Annotated in this window: 17 protein-coding genes; 3 read left to right on the top strand and 14 right to left on the bottom strand. The window is 63.0% G+C overall.

Annotated features, from left to right (window positions below; translation table 11 throughout):
• Positions 1-66: 66 nt before the first annotated feature.
• Positions 67-2,283, bottom strand: coding sequence for a phosphoribosylformylglycinamidine synthase subunit PurL (gene purL / locus P6U23_RS13805; RefSeq protein WP_407180291.1), 2,217 nt, complete (start codon positions 2,281-2,283; stop codon positions 67-69).
• A 253-nt stretch (positions 2,284-2,536) separates the two neighbouring features.
• On the opposite strand from purL, the gene P6U23_RS13800 reads away from it, so the two are divergent.
• A complete protein-coding gene (locus P6U23_RS13800; protein WP_407180290.1) occupies positions 2,537-2,998 on the top strand; it encodes a PaaI family thioesterase in 462 nt (153 codons plus the stop codon).
• A 36-nt stretch (positions 2,999-3,034) separates the two neighbouring features.
• Here the strand turns inward: P6U23_RS13800 and P6U23_RS13795 are convergent, their stop codons facing one another.
• Together P6U23_RS13795 and P6U23_RS13790 are read right to left on the bottom strand one after the other, a co-directional pair.
• Positions 3,035-4,639: an ABC transporter substrate-binding protein gene (locus P6U23_RS13795; protein ID WP_407180289.1), complete on the bottom strand. Its 1,605-nt coding sequence runs from the start codon at positions 4,637-4,639 to the stop codon at positions 3,035-3,037.
• A gap of 111 nt (positions 4,640-4,750) precedes the next feature.
• Entirely contained in the window at positions 4,751-5,197 is a 447-nt protein-coding gene (locus P6U23_RS13790; protein ID WP_407180288.1) for a DUF1236 domain-containing protein, read from the bottom strand.
• A 63-nt stretch (positions 5,198-5,260) separates the two neighbouring features.
• Here P6U23_RS13790 and P6U23_RS13785 point away from each other — a divergent pair, with 63 nt between their 5' ends.
• On the top strand, positions 5,261-5,959 hold the full coding sequence (locus P6U23_RS13785) for a hypothetical protein (RefSeq protein ID WP_407180287.1): 699 nt from the start codon (positions 5,261-5,263) through the stop codon (positions 5,957-5,959).
• 176 nt (positions 5,960-6,135) lie between these two features.
• Here P6U23_RS13785 and purQ read toward each other — a convergent pair whose 3' ends face one another.
• The 4 genes from purQ to purC are packed head-to-tail and all read right to left on the bottom strand — an operon-like array spanning position 6,136 to position 8,123.
• The gene (gene purQ / locus P6U23_RS13780) at positions 6,136-6,837 is read right to left on the bottom strand and encodes a phosphoribosylformylglycinamidine synthase subunit PurQ (RefSeq protein ID WP_407180286.1); all 702 of its coding nucleotides are present in this window, start codon (positions 6,835-6,837) and stop codon (positions 6,136-6,138) included.
• Positions 6,834-7,088 carry a hypothetical protein gene (locus P6U23_RS13775; RefSeq protein WP_407180285.1) on the bottom strand — a complete coding sequence of 85 codons (255 nt, stop codon included), beginning with the start codon at positions 7,086-7,088 and terminating at the stop codon, positions 6,834-6,836. Before P6U23_RS13775 ends, purQ begins: the two co-directional genes overlap by 4 nt.
• Before the next feature lie 11 nt (positions 7,089-7,099).
• Complete coding sequence (gene purS / locus P6U23_RS13770) at positions 7,100-7,342, bottom strand: phosphoribosylformylglycinamidine synthase subunit PurS (RefSeq protein ID WP_407180284.1); 243 nt, start codon at positions 7,340-7,342, stop codon at positions 7,100-7,102.
• 13 nt (positions 7,343-7,355) lie between these two features.
• The gene (gene purC, locus P6U23_RS13765; RefSeq protein ID WP_008974302.1) at positions 7,356-8,123 is read right to left on the bottom strand and encodes a phosphoribosylaminoimidazolesuccinocarboxamide synthase; all 768 of its coding nucleotides are present in this window, start codon (positions 8,121-8,123) and stop codon (positions 7,356-7,358) included.
• Positions 8,124-8,435: 312 nt separating this feature from the next.
• On the opposite strand from purC, the gene P6U23_RS13760 reads away from it, so the two are divergent.
• Positions 8,436-8,759: a DUF1476 domain-containing protein gene (locus P6U23_RS13760; RefSeq protein WP_407180283.1), complete on the top strand. Its 324-nt coding sequence runs from the start codon at positions 8,436-8,438 to the stop codon at positions 8,757-8,759.
• Between the two features lie 136 nt (positions 8,760-8,895).
• Here the strand turns inward: P6U23_RS13760 and cynS are convergent, their stop codons facing one another.
• The 7 genes from cynS to P6U23_RS13725 form a co-directional block, all read right to left on the bottom strand.
• Positions 8,896-9,384: a cyanase gene (gene cynS, locus P6U23_RS13755; protein WP_407180282.1), complete on the bottom strand. Its 489-nt coding sequence runs from the start codon at positions 9,382-9,384 to the stop codon at positions 8,896-8,898.
• Between the two features lie 67 nt (positions 9,385-9,451).
• Positions 9,452-10,375, bottom strand: a complete 924-nt coding sequence (locus tag P6U23_RS13750; protein ID WP_407180281.1) for an ABC transporter ATP-binding protein — start codon at positions 10,373-10,375, stop codon at positions 9,452-9,454.
• Positions 10,376-10,387: 12 nt separating this feature from the next.
• Positions 10,388-11,227, bottom strand: a complete 840-nt coding sequence (ntrB, locus tag P6U23_RS13745; protein ID WP_407180280.1) for a nitrate ABC transporter permease — start codon at positions 11,225-11,227, stop codon at positions 10,388-10,390.
• A gap of 160 nt (positions 11,228-11,387) precedes the next feature.
• Positions 11,388-12,767, bottom strand: coding sequence for a CmpA/NrtA family ABC transporter substrate-binding protein (locus tag P6U23_RS13740; protein ID WP_407180279.1), 1,380 nt, complete (start codon positions 12,765-12,767; stop codon positions 11,388-11,390).
• A 73-nt stretch (positions 12,768-12,840) separates the two neighbouring features.
• Positions 12,841-13,719 carry a sulfurtransferase gene (locus P6U23_RS13735; protein WP_407180278.1) on the bottom strand — a complete coding sequence of 293 codons (879 nt, stop codon included), beginning with the start codon at positions 13,717-13,719 and terminating at the stop codon, positions 12,841-12,843.
• 60 nt (positions 13,720-13,779) lie between these two features.
• Positions 13,780-14,904, bottom strand: a complete 1,125-nt coding sequence (locus P6U23_RS13730) for an acyl-CoA dehydrogenase family protein (RefSeq protein WP_407180277.1) — start codon at positions 14,902-14,904, stop codon at positions 13,780-13,782.
• A gap of 31 nt (positions 14,905-14,935) precedes the next feature.
• Complete coding sequence (locus P6U23_RS13725) at positions 14,936-15,478, bottom strand: OsmC family protein (RefSeq protein WP_407180276.1); 543 nt, start codon at positions 15,476-15,478, stop codon at positions 14,936-14,938.
• Positions 15,479-15,666: the final 188 nt, after the last annotated feature.

The raw sequence follows: 15,666 nt of genomic DNA, 5'->3' as shown, positions 1-15,666 counted from the left end.
CCACCGCCCTCAGCCTCACGATGCTTGTCGCGGTTGCCGATCTGTCGTGACGCGTTCAGCCCAATTTCAGGGCTTGCCTGTGCCGCTCATATAGGCCGGAAACCAGGCTTCGAATGCCGCCTTGAGTGACGCGACCGAAACCGGCTCTTCCCCTGCGATCGCGATCGCGTCACCGCCCGTGCTACCAATGCGGCCGCAAGGCACGCCGGCGCCGCGCATTTTCGCCAGCACCAATCCCGCCTCTGTCTCCGGCACGGTGACGATATACCGCGCCTGGTCTTCGCCGAACCAATAGGCATGCGGAACGATGGCGCTCGGGGAAGCCAGCAAGCGGGCGCCAATGCCGCCGGCCATTGCCATTTCCGCGAGCGCAATCAACAGACCACCATCGGAGACGTCGTGCACAGCCGTCGCCGTGCCGGCATGGATCATGCCGCGCACGACATCGCCATTGCGCTTCTCGGCCGCCAGATCGACCGGCGGTGGCGCCCCCTCTTCACGGCCGCAGATGTCGCGCAAATAGACCGATTGCCCGAGCCAGCCCTGGGTGTCGCCGATCAGCAGGATCGCCTCGCCCTCGGCCTTGAAGGCAAGCGTTGCGGATTTGGTAAAATCGTCGAGCACCCCGACGCCGCCGATCGAGGGCGTCGGCAGAATGGCGCGGCCGTTGGTCTCGTTGTAGAGCGACACATTGCCCGAGACGACAGGGAAATCCAGCGCGCGGCAGGCTTCGGAAATGCCCTTCAGGCAGCCGACGAACTGGCCCATGATCTCGGGGCGCTCCGGATTGCCGAAATTGAGATTGTCGGTGATCGCAAGCGGCCGCCCGCCGACGGCGGTGATGTTGCGCCAGGCTTCGGCCACAGCCTGCTTGCCGCCTTGATGCGGATCCGCCTCGCAGTAGCGCGGCGTGACGTCGATGGTGAGCGCAAGACCCTTCGGCCCGTCCTGCACGCGCACCACCGCAGCATCTCCGCCGGGGCGCTGCACGGTGTTGCCGAGAATGACGTGGTCATATTGCTCCCAGACCCAGCGCTTGGAGCACAGCTCGGGCGTTCCGATCAGCTTCCGCAGCGCGGCTGCAAGGCTCATCGGCGCCGCAACGTCGCGCGCGGCGATCACCGGCAACGCCGCCGAGGCGACATGCGGGCGGTCATAGACCGGCGCCTCGTCGCCCAATTCCTTGATCGGCAGGTCGGCCATGATGGCGCCGCCATGCTTGACGCGAAAACGCTTGCTCGGCGTGGTGTAGCCGACCACGGCGAAATCCAGACCCCATTTCTTAAAGATGGCCTCGGCCTCTTTCTCCTTCTCCGGCTTCAGCACCATGAGCATGCGCTCCTGGCTTTCCGAGAGCATCATCTCATAGGCGCTCATGCCGGTTTCGCGCGTCGGCACGACATCGAGATCGAGATCGACGCCGAGATCGCCCTTGGCACCCATTTCGACCGCCGAGCAGGTCAGCCCGGCCGCGCCCATGTCCTGGATCGCGATCACGCAGTCCTTGGCCATGATCTCCAGGCACGCTTCCAAAAGCAGCTTTTCGGCGAAGGGATCGCCGACCTGCACGGTCGGGCGCTTTTCCGCGGAGTCGTCGTCGAACTCGGCCGACGCCATCGAGGCCCCGTGAATACCGTCGCGCCCGGTCTTGGAGCCGAGATAGACGATCGGCATGTTCACGCCGGAAGCAGCCGCATAAAAGATCTTGTCGGCATCGGCCAAGCCCACGGCCATGGCGTTGACCAGGATGTTGCCGTCATAGCGGGTATGGAAGCGCACCTGCCCGCCCACGGTCGGCACGCCAAAGGAATTGCCGTAGCCGCCGACACCGGCAACCACGCCGGAGACCAGATGGCGCGTCTTCGGGTGCTCCGGCGCGCCGAAACTCAGCGCGTTCAGGCAGGCGATGGGCCGCGCGCCCATGGTGAAGACGTCGCGCAAGATGCCGCCCACGCCGGTGGTCGCGCCCTGATAGGGCTCGATATAGCTCGGGTGGTTGTGGCTCTCCATCTTGAACACCACCGCCTGACCATCGCCGATGTCGATCACCCCGGCATTCTCGCCCGGCCCCTGGATCACCCAGGGCGCCTTGGTCGGCAGACCCCTCAGATGAATGCGCGAGGACTTGTACGAGCAGTGCTCGTTCCACATCGCCGAGAAGATCCCGAGTTCGGTGAAGGTCGGCACCCGCCCGATCAGTTTCAGGATGCGCTCATACTCGTCCGGCTTGAGCCCGTGGGCGGCCACCAGTTCGGGGGTAATCTGCGGTTCATTGCTTCGCATGTCGTCAGGGTCCCGCGGGAGCGATGATATCGGCTCCTCCGCTTTTTGAAGGAGATCAGGTCAGGATGAGCCCAAAACCGGAGCGGCTCAAAATTCCAGGCTCCGGCAGCGTTCTTAGAAAGATCGGCGTGCCCGGAAAAGGCCTTTTAGGGCGCATTTTCCCGCTGTCCAGAGTTTTGGGCGCTGAAGGGTTTGCGCATTGCTTTGGGATCGGATTTAAGGACCCGAACCCCGCTTTTGAAGGCCCGTTTCCTTGGACGACATCACCCATTCCGCCCAATTTGAGCGCTCCGATCTGCAGCTTGCGACCGAGGGCGAGTTTGCCGGCTGGCGCCGCTGGACCCGCGACAATTACGAGACCCACGCCGGGCCGTTCTGGCACCGTACGGAGGCGGACGGGCGCGTCCGCTGTGCGTTCCGGGTGGAGAAGAAGCACCTCAACGGCGCCGGCAACGTCCATGGCGGCTGTTTCATGTCCTTTGCGGACTATTGCCTGTTTGCGATCGCAAGCCCGGTGCTGCAGGGCACAGGCGTCACCGTGTCGTTCTCCTGCGAGTTTCTCGATGCCGCGCGCGAGGGCGAACTGATCGAATGCTTCGGCAAGGTCAGCCGCGCCGGCGGCTCGCTGATCTTCATTCGCGGCGAGCTCAAATCCGCCGAACGGCTGTTGTTCACCTTTTCCGGCACCATCAAACGGGTGAAGCCGAGAGCATAAGCGCGAGACGATCGTCGCATGTCCCGGCTCGCGCCGTTATTGCATCCTGACCAGGGTCAGGTCGACGAACCATGACTGCGGCGACACGAATCCCTTGACCTTCGGGCTCATCGCGCGCGGATTGAGGTCGTGGACGATGTAGAGCCATGGCGGATTGTCGACGAGGCGCTCATGCGCGATGCGGTAGGCATCCGAGATGACTTTCGGATCGGTCTCGCGCTCGATCGTCTTCAGCGCCTGATCGAACGTGTCGTCCCTCCATTGCTCGAAATTGAAACCGTTCGGCGAGAAATTGGCCGACGAGAAATAACGCGCCATGATGCCGGGATCGGAAGACGGCGAGGAGATGTTGAGCGCCATCGAACCCAGCAGGCTCGGGCTGTCGGGCGTCGCGCGCGCCGCCGTCAGCAGCACCTGCCATTCGACGACGTTGAAATCGACATTGACGCCACAGGCCTCTTTCAAGTTCTGCTGCAGGTATTCGTTCATCGGCAATGGCAGCATCTGCCCCGATCCGGAATTCGAGATCATCACCTTGAACGACAGCGGCTTGGCGGCTGTGTAACCCGCTTGCGCCAGCAGCGCCTTGCCCCTGGCAGGATCGAATTTGTAGCGATTGTCGGGGTTGCCGAAATCGGGGTCGCTCGGCTTGAGCCAGCCGACGGAAGGCTCGGCGGTGCCGTTGAGCAGGGCGACCAGCCCGTCGCGATCGATGCAATAGTTCAAGGCCTGGCGCACGCGGACGTCCTTGAATGGGCTGTCGGTGGCGCCGATGTTGTAGAACCACGGCCAGACATGCGGATAGGATCCCGTGGTGATGACATAGCCCGCCGATTTCAAGGAATCGATCGCGTCCGGTGGCGGCACCTCGATCCAGTCGACCTGGCCTGAGCGCAGCGCCGCCAGACGCGAGTTCGCCTCGGGGATCGGCAGCAGCGCGATGTTGTCGACCTTCGCCAACTTGCTCTTGTCCCAATACTGGTCCCAGCGCGCGAGATCCGCCTCCTGCCGCGGCACGACGCGCGTGATGCGGAACGGCCCCGTGCCTGCCGCCGGCAGGGTCGCGACCTTCGCCCAATCGTGGTCCGCCCTTTCGAACGAGGCGGGTGAGGTGAACAGCAGATAGACCAGCATGTAGGGAAAATACGACGCCGGCCGCGTGGTGCTGATCGCAACGGTAAAATCGTCGAGCTTCCTGTAGCTGCCCATGACCGGCACGCGCGCCTTCGACATCGCCGAACTCGGCGGCTCATATTGCCGGCTGTTCGAATTGAAATAGCGGTCGAGATTCCAGATCACCGCATCGGCGTTGAAATCGGTCCCGTCGTGAAATTTGACGCCACGGCGCAAATGGAAGATCCAGGTCTTGGTGTCCTCGGGATCCTGCTCCCACTTCTCCGCGAGCCCCGGACGCAAGCTCGCCAGGCGGTCCGTGCGCGTCAGATCCCAGAGCACCAAGCCTTCAAAGATCGGGTAGCCCAGAAAGCGCATGCCCTCGAAACCGTTGTTGGGCAAACCCGTTGCGGTTGGGATATCGGCCGCGGTCATGGCAATGCGCAACGTGGTCTCGGCGCTTGCGGACCGGCAGCCCAATACGGCGGTGGCGAGCGCGGCTAAGCAGCAGGCTTTGCGAATATGCATGGTCTCTCCCATCCGGCGATCGCGTTCGCCAAATGGGGAGCAAATTTCAGGCCACCGGGGCACGTCAGGCCCCGGTGGCAATCACGCCATCGGAAGGCGCTGCGGCAGGCGTCAGTCGATCACTTGCACGATTTTCCGCTCGCGCGGGTCGACCAGCACCACCTGGTCGCCGATCGCGACATAGCGGTAGGCGGCAAGTTCGGGGTTGCTGCGCACGAGCTCGTCGGGCACCGGCTGCAGTGTCAGGCAGGCGGTGTTCGATGCATTCGTCGATGCGGTCGAGCCCACGGTCATCGAGCTGAGCGCCGTGCGCTTCAATATTTGACGCTGCTCGGAGGAGAGAACGACGCGCGTACCTTCGTACCGCGAGCCGTTCTCGGCGGTGAAGCCACGCTCTGGAATGACATCCACAATCTCACGACTGCGCGGATCGATGATCGCGACTTCGTCCTGAACCACGGTGTAGTCGTAGCCGCGATATTGGGGCGCGATGTTCACGATGTCGGGCGGCAGCGGCCGGGGCTGCACCCGCTCCGGCAGCCGCTCGCCGACATTCACGCGGATGTTGACATCCGACCGGGCTCGTTCGATCTCCCGATCGCTGCGCAGCCTATCGACGATTTGCGTGCGCTGCTGCTCAGTGCCACGTGTAGGCGCCGTGCCGGCGCGTTCCGTGGTCTGGTTCTGCGCCTGCCCGGTCGTCTCGCGCTGTCGGGCCTCACCAGTGGTCTGAGCCGCGGGCGGCGTTCCCTGTTGCGCGGTCGGTGTTCCGGGCCGAGCGGGCTGCGCTGCCTGCTCGTTGCGCTCGCGCGCGGGCTGCTGCTTCTCGGCTGCGCGCTCGGCGCCACGGGCTCGCCGCTCCTGGTTCTGGCTCTGCTGGTTGGCGCCTGCCGGTTGTCGTTGATTGCGTCCGGTTTGCTGCTCGCGCTGACCTTGTTCGCCTCGGGCGGGCGCTGCCGTTTCGGCGGCGCGATTGCCCTGCCTCGCGCGTTCCTCGCGCCCCTGCTGGCGCGTGGGCTCCGCTGTCTGCTGGGCCTCGCGGCCCCTGCGCTGATCCTGGCCTTGCTGCGCCGGGGTCTGTCCTGCTCGCTCATTGCGAACCGGCGGTTCTCTGCCTTGTCCCACGGTCTGCCCGGTTTCGCGGGACTGCTGGCGCTCCTGCGCCTGCTGACGGCCCGGTTGCCGCTCTTCACCCGCAGCGGAACGACCGCTCTCCCTGGGCGACACAGAGGGGTGCTGCCCTTGCGCGCCTTGCTCGCGCTTTTGCGGGAAGTCCGGCTGGCTTTGGGCAAAGGCGAGGCCAGTGGCGGCGCCGATTGAAAGTACGATCGCGGTTGTTGCAAGCCAATTCGTCGTCATGGAGGAACTCCTTGCGTTCCCCCGCCCTCGTGTTCAGCGCAATAACGTGGAAGCCGGCGCGGCGTTGCGTCATAAGGCCAATAAACGCGCGAGCGCGTCGCCGGCGTTCGGGCCGAATTGCCCTTGCCCGAGAGCGCTCAGGCCGCCCGGTCCAGATGCGCCACGAGCCCCGCGAACAGGCCGCGGCCGTCGGTGCACCCCATGATGGGTTCGACGTGATTTTCCGGATGCGGCATCATGCCGAGCACATTGCCGGTTTCGTTGACGATCCCGGCAATCGAATGGGCGGCACCATTGATGTTGCCGAAGTCGTCCACCACGCCCTCCGGCGAACAGTAGCGGTAGAGTACGCGCCCCTCGCCTTCGAGACGCTTGAGCGTCTCCTCGTCCGCCTCGTAATTGCCCTCGCCATGGGCCACGGGCACGCGGATCACCTGGCCTGCATTGTAGCCGCGCGTGAAAGGCGTATCGGAGCGCTCGACGCGCAGATGCACATCGCGGCAAACGAATTTGAGGCCCGCATTGCGCATCAGCACGCCCGGCAGCAGCCCCGCTTCGCAGAGAATCTGGAAGCCGTTGCAGACGCCGAGCACCAGCCCGCCCTTTGCGGCAAAATTGCGCACCGCGTTCATGATCGGCGCACGCGCCGCGATCGCGCCACAACGCAAATAGTCGCCATAGGAGAAGCCGCCGGGCACGACCACAAGATCGGTGCCGGCCGGCAACGATGTGTCCGCGTGCCAGACCATCGCGGGCTCATGACCCGAGATGAGCTTTAACGCCCGCGCCATGTCGCGCTCGCGATTGATGCCAGGAAAGACGAGGATGGCGGATTTCATAGAGTAGGCGCCTCATTCAGTTCGAGGCGCTTCTCTATGCGATCGAGGCGCCCTTCATGCCGAACCAGAGTAGCATGGATGCCCGAAATCTCCTGAAAAACGCTTGTGATTTCCTGGCGGATGCCGTTTTGGGATGTTCGCGATGCCTGCATTTCCTGCTTCAGTTCGTCGATTTTGCCGTCGACCTGAGCAAGCCGCGCTTGGAGCGCCTTCAACACCTCAAACATCAGCTCCGCAGTGACGTCGGCCATCTTGCCTACCCCTAGCCCTTCATCTCTATCGCATAATTCTCGATGACGGTATTGGCGAGCAACTTGTCGGCGGCTTCCTTGAGCGCCGCCTCCGCCTTGGCGCGATCGGCACCCGCGAGCTCGATGTCGAACACCTTGCCCTGGCGCACGCTTGCGACGCCATCGACGCCGAGCGATTTCAGCGCGCCTTCGATGGCCTTGCCTTGCGGATCGAGAATGCCCGATTTCAACGTGACGGTGACACGCGCTTTCACGTCCCTAAACCCCTCAGCTCTTCACCAGCACCGGTCCTGAACCTGCGGGCCGCTCGTTCTCCATGAGAATACCGAGCCGTTTGGCCACCTCGGTATAGGCCTCCAGGAGGCCGCCGAGGTCCCGGCGGAAGCGGTCCTTGTCGAGCTTCTCGTTCGACTTGATGTCCCACAGCCGGCACGAATCGGGCGAAATCTCGTCCGCAACGATGATCCGCATCATCTCGTTCTCGAACAGACGGCCGCATTCCATCTTGAAATCGACCAGGCGAATGCCGATGCCAAGGAAGAGGCCGGTCAGGAAATCGTTGACGCGGATGGCGAGCGCCATGATGTCGTCGATCTCCTGCGGCGTTGCCCAACCGAAGGCGGTAATGTGCTCCTCGGACACCATGGGGTCGTTGAGCTGGTCGTTCTTGTAGTAGAACTCGATGATCGAGCGCGGGAGCTGCGTGCCCTCCTCGATGCCGAGCCGCTGCGACAGCGAGCCGGCCGCGACATTCCGTACCACCACTTCCAGCGGCACGATCTCGACCTCGCGAATCAACTGCTCGCGCATATTGAGGCGGCGGATGAAGTGGGTCGGTACCCCAATGTCGTTGAGGTGCTGAAACAGGTACTCCGAGATCCGGTTATTGAGGACGCCCTTGCCCTCGATCACCTGATGCTTCTTGGCATTGAACGCGGTCGCATCGTCCTTGAAGTGCTGGATCAGGGTTCCCGGCTCAGGCCCCTCATAGAGGACCTTGGCCTTGCCTTCGTAAATGCGACGTCGACGGCTCATTGGGATGTACCGTGTGTTGTTGAAATCCATGAAATTGGTGTGCTCCGGGTGACTGGGATTACAACCCACGACGGAGCTGCCGTGGTGGCCTGGAACCCTAGGAAACAGAACAAGAACCGAGCCTTTTGGCAACCTATCCGATTGGCCCATCAAGCACAATCGATCCGGCCCGAGAGCTTCGCTTTTACCCCCTTCCCCTGCGGCCTTCTGGCCGTTGTTTCGGTTCGACATTGTAGATATCTAGTTCTGCAACGGTCCCCTCGCAACGAGGGCCGCGCATCGCCGATTCGCAAAAGCCGGGAACCCCTTTTCATGACCACGTTCGACAAGCGCGAAGACGCCTTCGAAAAGCAGTTCGTCCACGACGAGGAATTGAAGTTCAAGGCGGAGGCGCGGCGCAACCGGCTGCTGGGCCTGTGGGTGGCCGAAAAGCTCGGAAAAACCGGCAGCGAGGCCGAGGCTTATGCGCGAGAGGTCGTGGCCGCCGAATTCGAAGAGGCCGGGGATGCCGACGTCGTACGCAAGGTGATCGGCGATCTCAGCGCCAAGGGCATTACGGTCGCGGAGCCGGACATTCGCACCAAGATGAACGAACTGATGCCGCTCGCGATCTCGCAGGTGAAGGCGGGGGTTTGAGGCACGCCGCGGCTCCGGCGCGGCTAGCGCACCGTCATTCCGCGGCGTGCGCAAGCGCGAACCCGGAATCTCGAGATTCCGGGTCTGCGCCTTCGGCGCATCCCGCAAATGACGTCGTAGGCGAACGACCTTAGCCTCACCCCTCCTTGAATCCGTATTCCGGCACATTCCCGCTGGCGCCGTAATATTTGTACGGCAGGAATTTGCCCGACATCGTGATCTTGACGCGGTCGCCCTTCGGATTGGGCAGGCGCTCCATCACCATGTCGAAATCGATGGCCGACATGATGCCGTCGCCGAACTCCTCCTCGATCAGCGCTTTCCAGGCGGGGCCGTTAACCATGACGAGTTCGTAGAAGCGATAGATCAAGGGATCGGTCGGCGGCATGGGAATGCCCTCGCCGCGCATCGGCGTCTCGTTCAGCATCGCGGTTTCGGATTTGGAAAGCCCGAACAATTCGCCAGCATTGGCGGCCTGCGGCTTCGTCAGTTTCATCTGGCCAAGGATTGCGCCGACGATCAGCACTTCGGAATAGCCGCCGATCTTCTCGCAGATATATTTCCAGCTCCAGCCCTTCTCGCGCTTGATGTCCAGCAGCTTTTCAGTGAGGTCGGATCGTTTCATTTTGACTGTCTCCCTCTGGCTTCGTCATGCCCGGGCTTGTCCCGGGCATTCACGTTCTTTCATCGCGTTAGGCAGACGTGGATGGCCGGGACAAGCCCGGCCACGCCGCCTGCGGTGGCTCCTCGCCTCGCGACGCGATCAGCAATTCCGGTTTACCGATCCGCACCGTCGGCACGTTGCGCGGATCGTGATCCGGCATTTGAGACGCGAAGCTCTTGCTGCGGCTGACCAGGAAATCGATGATGTGGTTGCGCAGCGCGTAATAGAGCGGATGCCGATGCAGGTCGTTGCGCGCACGCAGCTTCGGCAGCGGATTTTCCACGATCTCCGCCAGCACCGCGCCGGGACCGTTGGTCATCAGGAAAATCCGGTCGGCAAGATAGATTGCTTCATCCACGTCATGGGTGATCATGAACACGGTCTGGCCGGTTTCCAGGCAAATGCGCCGCACCTCGTCCTGCAGCGTGCCACGGGTCAGCGCATCAAGCGCCGAGAACGGCTCGTCCATCAGCATGATCTTGGGCGTGATCGACAACGCGCGCGCGATGCCGACGCGCTGCTTCATGCCGCCAGACAATTCCGAGGGATGCTTGTGCTCGGCACCGCTCAGTCCGACCAGGTTGATGAAGGTTTGCGCATGGGCCTTCACCCTGGCGCGATCCCAAGTGCGCCATTTCGAGCTCACGGCATAAGCGACGTTGCCGAGCACCGTGCGCCAGGGCAGCAGCGCATGGCTCTGGAAGATCACCGCGCGGTCGAGACTCGTGCCCGCGATTGCCTGGCCATCCACGATCACCGCGCCCTCGCTGGGCGCATCGAGACCTGCAAGAATGTTGAGCACGGTGGTCTTGCCGCATCCGGAATGGCCGATCACGCAGGCGAACTCGCCGCGCGCCATCGACAGCCACAAGTTTTCGAACACTGCGGTCGTCCTGCCCGCGCCGGCGTAGCGCTTGGCGATGCCTTCCACGGAGATGAATTTGTCGGTCATGCCGGTTGCGCCTCACTCCGGAAACGTGACGAGCCGCGTGAAGCGCGCGAGGATTTGGTCCAGCAACATGCCCACCAGCCCGATCAGGAAGATCGCAATGATGACATTGGCGATGGAGAGATTGTTCCACTCGTTCCAGACGAAATAGCCGATGCCGGTGCCGCCGACGAGCATTTCGGCCGCGACGATCACGAGCCAGGCGATGCCGATGGAGATGCGCATGCCGGTCAGGATCGTGGGCGCTGCGGCCGGGAGGATCACAGTGAAGGCACGCCTGATGGTCCCGACCTCCAGCGTGCGCGCCACGTTGATCCATTCCTTGCGGACGCTCGCAACGCCGAAGGCGGTATTGATCAGCATCGGCCACACCGAACAGATGAAGATCACGAAGATCGCCGACAGACCGGAATCCTTGATAGTGTAGAGCGCGAGCGGCATCCAGGCGAGCGGCGAGATCGGCTTCAGGATCTGGATGAACGGATCGAGCGCGCGGCTGACTAGGGGTGACATGCCGATCAGGAAGCCGAGCGGAATGGCAATGATCACGGCGAGCAGATAACCTAAGCCGACGCGCGCGATGGAATAGCCGAGCCGGATGCCGAGACCCTTGTCGTTCGGCCCATTGTCATAGAACGGCCGCCGCAAATGCTCCCAGAGCTTCGCGCCGACATCGAGCGGGCCTGGCATCGCCGATTTGCCCTGGGTCGCTTGTGCTCCCATCAGCCTGGCGTATTCGGGAGTCATGGTCGCGACCGATGCCGAGCTGCGCGTGGCGAGGTGCCAAACGCCGATGAAAACGACGAACAGCAGCACCGACACGATCGCCGCGCGAAAACGCAATGACGTGATCATCTCCTTCTCCCCGCGCGCAGGGAGAAGGTCGGGATGAGGGGCGCTTTCCGCGCACCGAGCTCGCGGTTGGTCCCCCTCACCCGGATCGCAGGCCAATGCCTGCGATCCGGCCTGTCCCCGCGAGCGGGGCGAGGTAAAGACAGAGCGCTGGCATGGTCCCTCACGACGCCTTCCTGATCTTGAAGCTTGCGAGATAATCGTCCGGCTTGTCAGGATCAAAAGTCTTGCCCATCACCGAGAACGATTTGTAGGCGCTCGCTGGCGGGGTCAGGCCCATCTCGGCCATCAGCTTGTTCGTGTCGGTCGCAAGATACACCTGCTCGGCTACCGCCTTATAGTCGACATCGCCCTTGATCTGGCCCCAGCGCTTCATCTGCGTGAGCATCCAGACCGCAAAGGATTGCCAGGGGAACGGATCGAAATCGACGCGCTTGGGATCGATCTTGATGCCGCCCAGGCCGTCGGCATAGGTGCCGGTCAACACCTGCTCCAGCACCGTGACCGGCGCGTTGATGTAATTGGCGGGCGCGATCGCCTCCGCGATCTGCTTGCGGTTCTCCGCTTTCGACGCAAATGCCGTGGCATCCACGATCGCACGCGTCAGCGCGGCAAAACTGTTCGGCGCGCCTGCGATGAACTCGCGGCTCGCCGAAAAACTGCAGCAGGGATGGCCGTCCCAGATTTCCTTGGACAGAATGTGCAGGAAGCCGACGCCGTCATAGATCGCGCGCTGGCAGACATTGTCGGGCGCCAGGAAACCGTCGATGTTATCGGCGCGCAAATTGGCGACCATTTCCGGCGGCGGCACCGCGCGCAATTGCACATCGGTGTCCGGATCGAGCCCGTGCTCGGCGAGATAATAGCGCAGCAGGTAATTGTGCATGGAGTAGTCGAACGGAATGGCGAATTTCATGCCCTTCCATTCTTTCGGATCGCGCTTGTCCTTGTGCTTGAGCGCGAGCGTGATCCCCTGCCCGTTGATGTTTTCGATCGCGGGCACGGCGAACGGGATCGGCTGCGCGCCGAGCCCGAGCGTCATCGCGATCGGCATCGGCGCCAGCATATGCGAGGCGTCGTACTCCTTGTTGATCGTCTTGTCGCGGATCACGGCCCAGCCGGCGGTCTTGACGACCTCGACATTGAGCCCGTGCTTGGCATAGAAGCCGAGCGGTGCGGCCATGATGATCGGCGTTGCGCAGGTGATCGGAATAAATCCGACCTTGAGATCCTTCTTCTCCGGCGTTCCAGTATCGGCGAACGCTTCGCTCGCTGTCTTCAGCGGGAAAAATTGCGAGAGCGCGGCGAGCGCTGTCGACGCACCGACCGATTTCAAGAAGGCCCGGCGCGTCGCATCGTGTGGAAACACCGCGCGCATGACGGCGGAGGCAACAACGCGTTCATAGCGCTTTTCGTCGCTATCGGCCGGTTCGCAGCGCAGCGCCAGCCTTGCCTGCTCATGTTCGCTCGCAGACCGATGCTGCCCGCACACGCAACCCGGCAAGTCGCGCTCCGCATCAAAAGGATCATCAAAAATCGCCATGGTCCCGACTTGGCCCCTTCTTTCCCCGTCCGGCCGACATCCGCGCGGCCGGACGGAAAAAGCCATGCAGATTCTATGCCGCCTGACTGGTCACAGATGTCGCAGTTGGCAGGCCTTCTTCGATCGGCAGCGAGGGATCGCGCGACCATTCGTTCCAGGAGCCGAAATACATCCGCACGTCCTTCACGCCGGCGTTCTTCAGCGCCAGGAAGGTGTTGGAGGCGCGCGCGCCCTTGAAGCAGTAGAGATAGACCGGCGTGCCCTGGCCGATGCCGACGGTCGCGCATTCGGCAAGGATCTCGTCCTTCGACTTGAAGCGCGGCCCCTCCGCCGTCGGCTTCATCATGCGATACCATTCCAGCCATACCGCGCCGGGGATGCGCCCCTTGCGCGGGCAGAAATCCTTGCCATACGGAGACGAGCTTTCGCCGATCCACTCGTCGACATCGCGGACATCGAGAATGGCGATGCCGGGATTGCCGACCGCCGCCAGCATGGTCTTGGCATCGATCAGGATCTCGCCGGCTTCCGGCACAATCGAGAACGAAGCCTTCACCGGCGACGGCACGTCCGTCGTGGTGGGCAGGCCGGCCGCGCCCCAGGCGTCGTAGCCGCCGTGCAGCACCTTCACCTTGGGATAGCCCATCATGGTGAGGAGATAATAGCCGCGGCAGGACTGGCCGAATCCGGAGTTCATCGACTGCTCATAGACGACGGCGGTTTCGCTGCCCGACAGCCCGGCCGCGCCGAAGGCCTCGGCGAATTTTGACTTCAGTTCGGCAATGCCTTCCGGCGTCGAGGTCGCAAGATAGGTGAAGATGTCGTGCACATTGACGGCATCGGGGAGATGGCCCGCGCCATAGGCGTCGGGATTGCGGGTGTCGATGAGCACACACGGCTCCGTCTTCAAGAGATCGGCGAGTTCGCTGGCAGAAATCAGTACATCCGACATGGCAGGCCTCTCCTAGTTGTGGTTGGCAGGTGGGGATCGAAACGAAGTCGCTCGTGAAGCTCAGGCCTCGGCGAGCATCTTGCGAAGCTGCTTGGTGGCGGGCGTCACGATCGCGACGAAATAGGCCTCGCGCAGGCGACGCTGGGCGCGGTGGCTCTTCAGGTAGCCCCGCGCGCCGCAATGGAGCATCGCCGCATGCGCGGCCGCGACCGAAGCATCACCCGCGCGCAGGCGCAGCGCGACGACTTTGCGCCAATAGGTCTCATCCGGATTGAAAGGCTCGCGCGCCAGCGCCATGGTCTCGCCTTCGAGCTCGGAGCACAGCTCGCTGAACTGCGCCGGCTGCTGCGGCAAATAGCGGTTGATGTGCCCGAGCGGCGGCTCCACCTCGTTCATGATGTTGATGCAATCCTTGATCAGACCGAGCGCCATGCCGGCTTGAAGCAGAATGAATCCGGCGCGGATCTTCTTCACGAACGGGCCCGCCGGATCGGCCAGGATCAGCTCGTCAGGCACGAACGCATCGCGGAATTGCACGCCGTAAGTTCCGGTGCCGTCCATGGCGAGGAACGGCTTGCACGGCTGCAGCGCGATGGCGGGATTGGAGCAATCGGCAAGACACATGACGATCTCGCCGGGTTGATCCTCGCGCTCGAAGATGGTGCCGAAGAAGTGGCCGGGGCCGAGATTGGAGACCCAGGGCAGAGCGCCGCGCACCACATAGCCGCCCTCGACCTTGTAGCCCCTGAGCTTGAGCTTCTCGATGCCGAAGAAACTCTTCATCGGATTGGACAGGCCGGTGCCGCCAAGCAGCTTGCCGCTGGCAAAATCACCGGCCAATTTCGCGAGCAGCTTGGGATTTTCGGAGTTGGCGGCGTACCAGACCAGCGTGTTCTGGCACCAGGCCATGAAGGCGGTCGCGCCGCAGACCTCGCCGATCGCCGCCATCGACTGAATGGCACAGCGCAGATCGGCGGCGCCATTCTTTGGAAGGTGGCTGCTCCAGGCGCCAGCGGTGCCGAAACGCCGGAGCAACTCCTTCGGATAGATGGAGCCGTCGTCGATCGCGCCGGCCAGCGGCGCCAGCACCTTGCGCGCGATCGCGGCGACCTCGCTGGTCACCGATGTCGCGGAGGTCCCATCATCCTGGACGGGAGCGAGAACTGATGCGGCCGTTGAACTCATGGGACCCTCCGCTAATTTCAATTGCACGCCGTCAAATGCCGACGTCCAGATTGACCGGCCGCATGAAGGTGTTGGCGACCGGCGACCATTTCTTCACGTGCTCGACCAGGGCGGCGATCTCGGCCTGCGGGACGCCCTCGCACTCCATGTCGACCTTGACGCGGACATCCGTGAAGCCGACCGGCTTCTCGCTGACGTCGCCGGTGCCCCACACCGCAGTGATGTTGAGATCGCCCTCGAGTTCGAGCTCCAGCTTGTTGACGGTCCAGCCGCGGTGCACCGCATTGGCATGCAGCCCGACGGCAAGGCAGGAGCCGAGCGCGGCCAGCGAAGCTTCGGAAGGATTGGGCGCGGTGTCGTCGCCCAGAAGTCCCGCCGGCTCGTCGACGATGTAGGGCGCCAGGTTGCGGATATAGTTGGCGTGGCGAAACTTGCCTTCGGCGACCGTCTTGCATTTCAAGGTCTTGATGACCTTGGGGTTGGCCTTGCCGCTCGCGATGAGCTGCTCGAGCCCTTGTTTGTCGATCGGCGCAAGGCAGCCGGTGAGTGCAGTTTTCTGGACGACCGCGGTCATCAGGTTTCTCCCTGTAGGATACCGAACGGTCTGTTTCCTGCACGAAGCGTGCCAGACGCCGGCCAAAACAAAAGCCGAAGCGTTGTCGATGGTTAGCGGTTGCACCGAAGAGATTGCTCAGTCGCTGCGTGCCCAAAGCTGATGCAGATGCTGCCGCAGCGCGATTACTTTGGACGCAGGCAAGATGC

The organism is Bradyrhizobium sp. STM 3562, from assembly GCF_045571435.1.
Taxonomy (GTDB): domain Bacteria; phylum Pseudomonadota; class Alphaproteobacteria; order Rhizobiales; family Xanthobacteraceae; genus Bradyrhizobium.
This window is presented reverse-complemented; position numbering and strand designations above follow the sequence as displayed.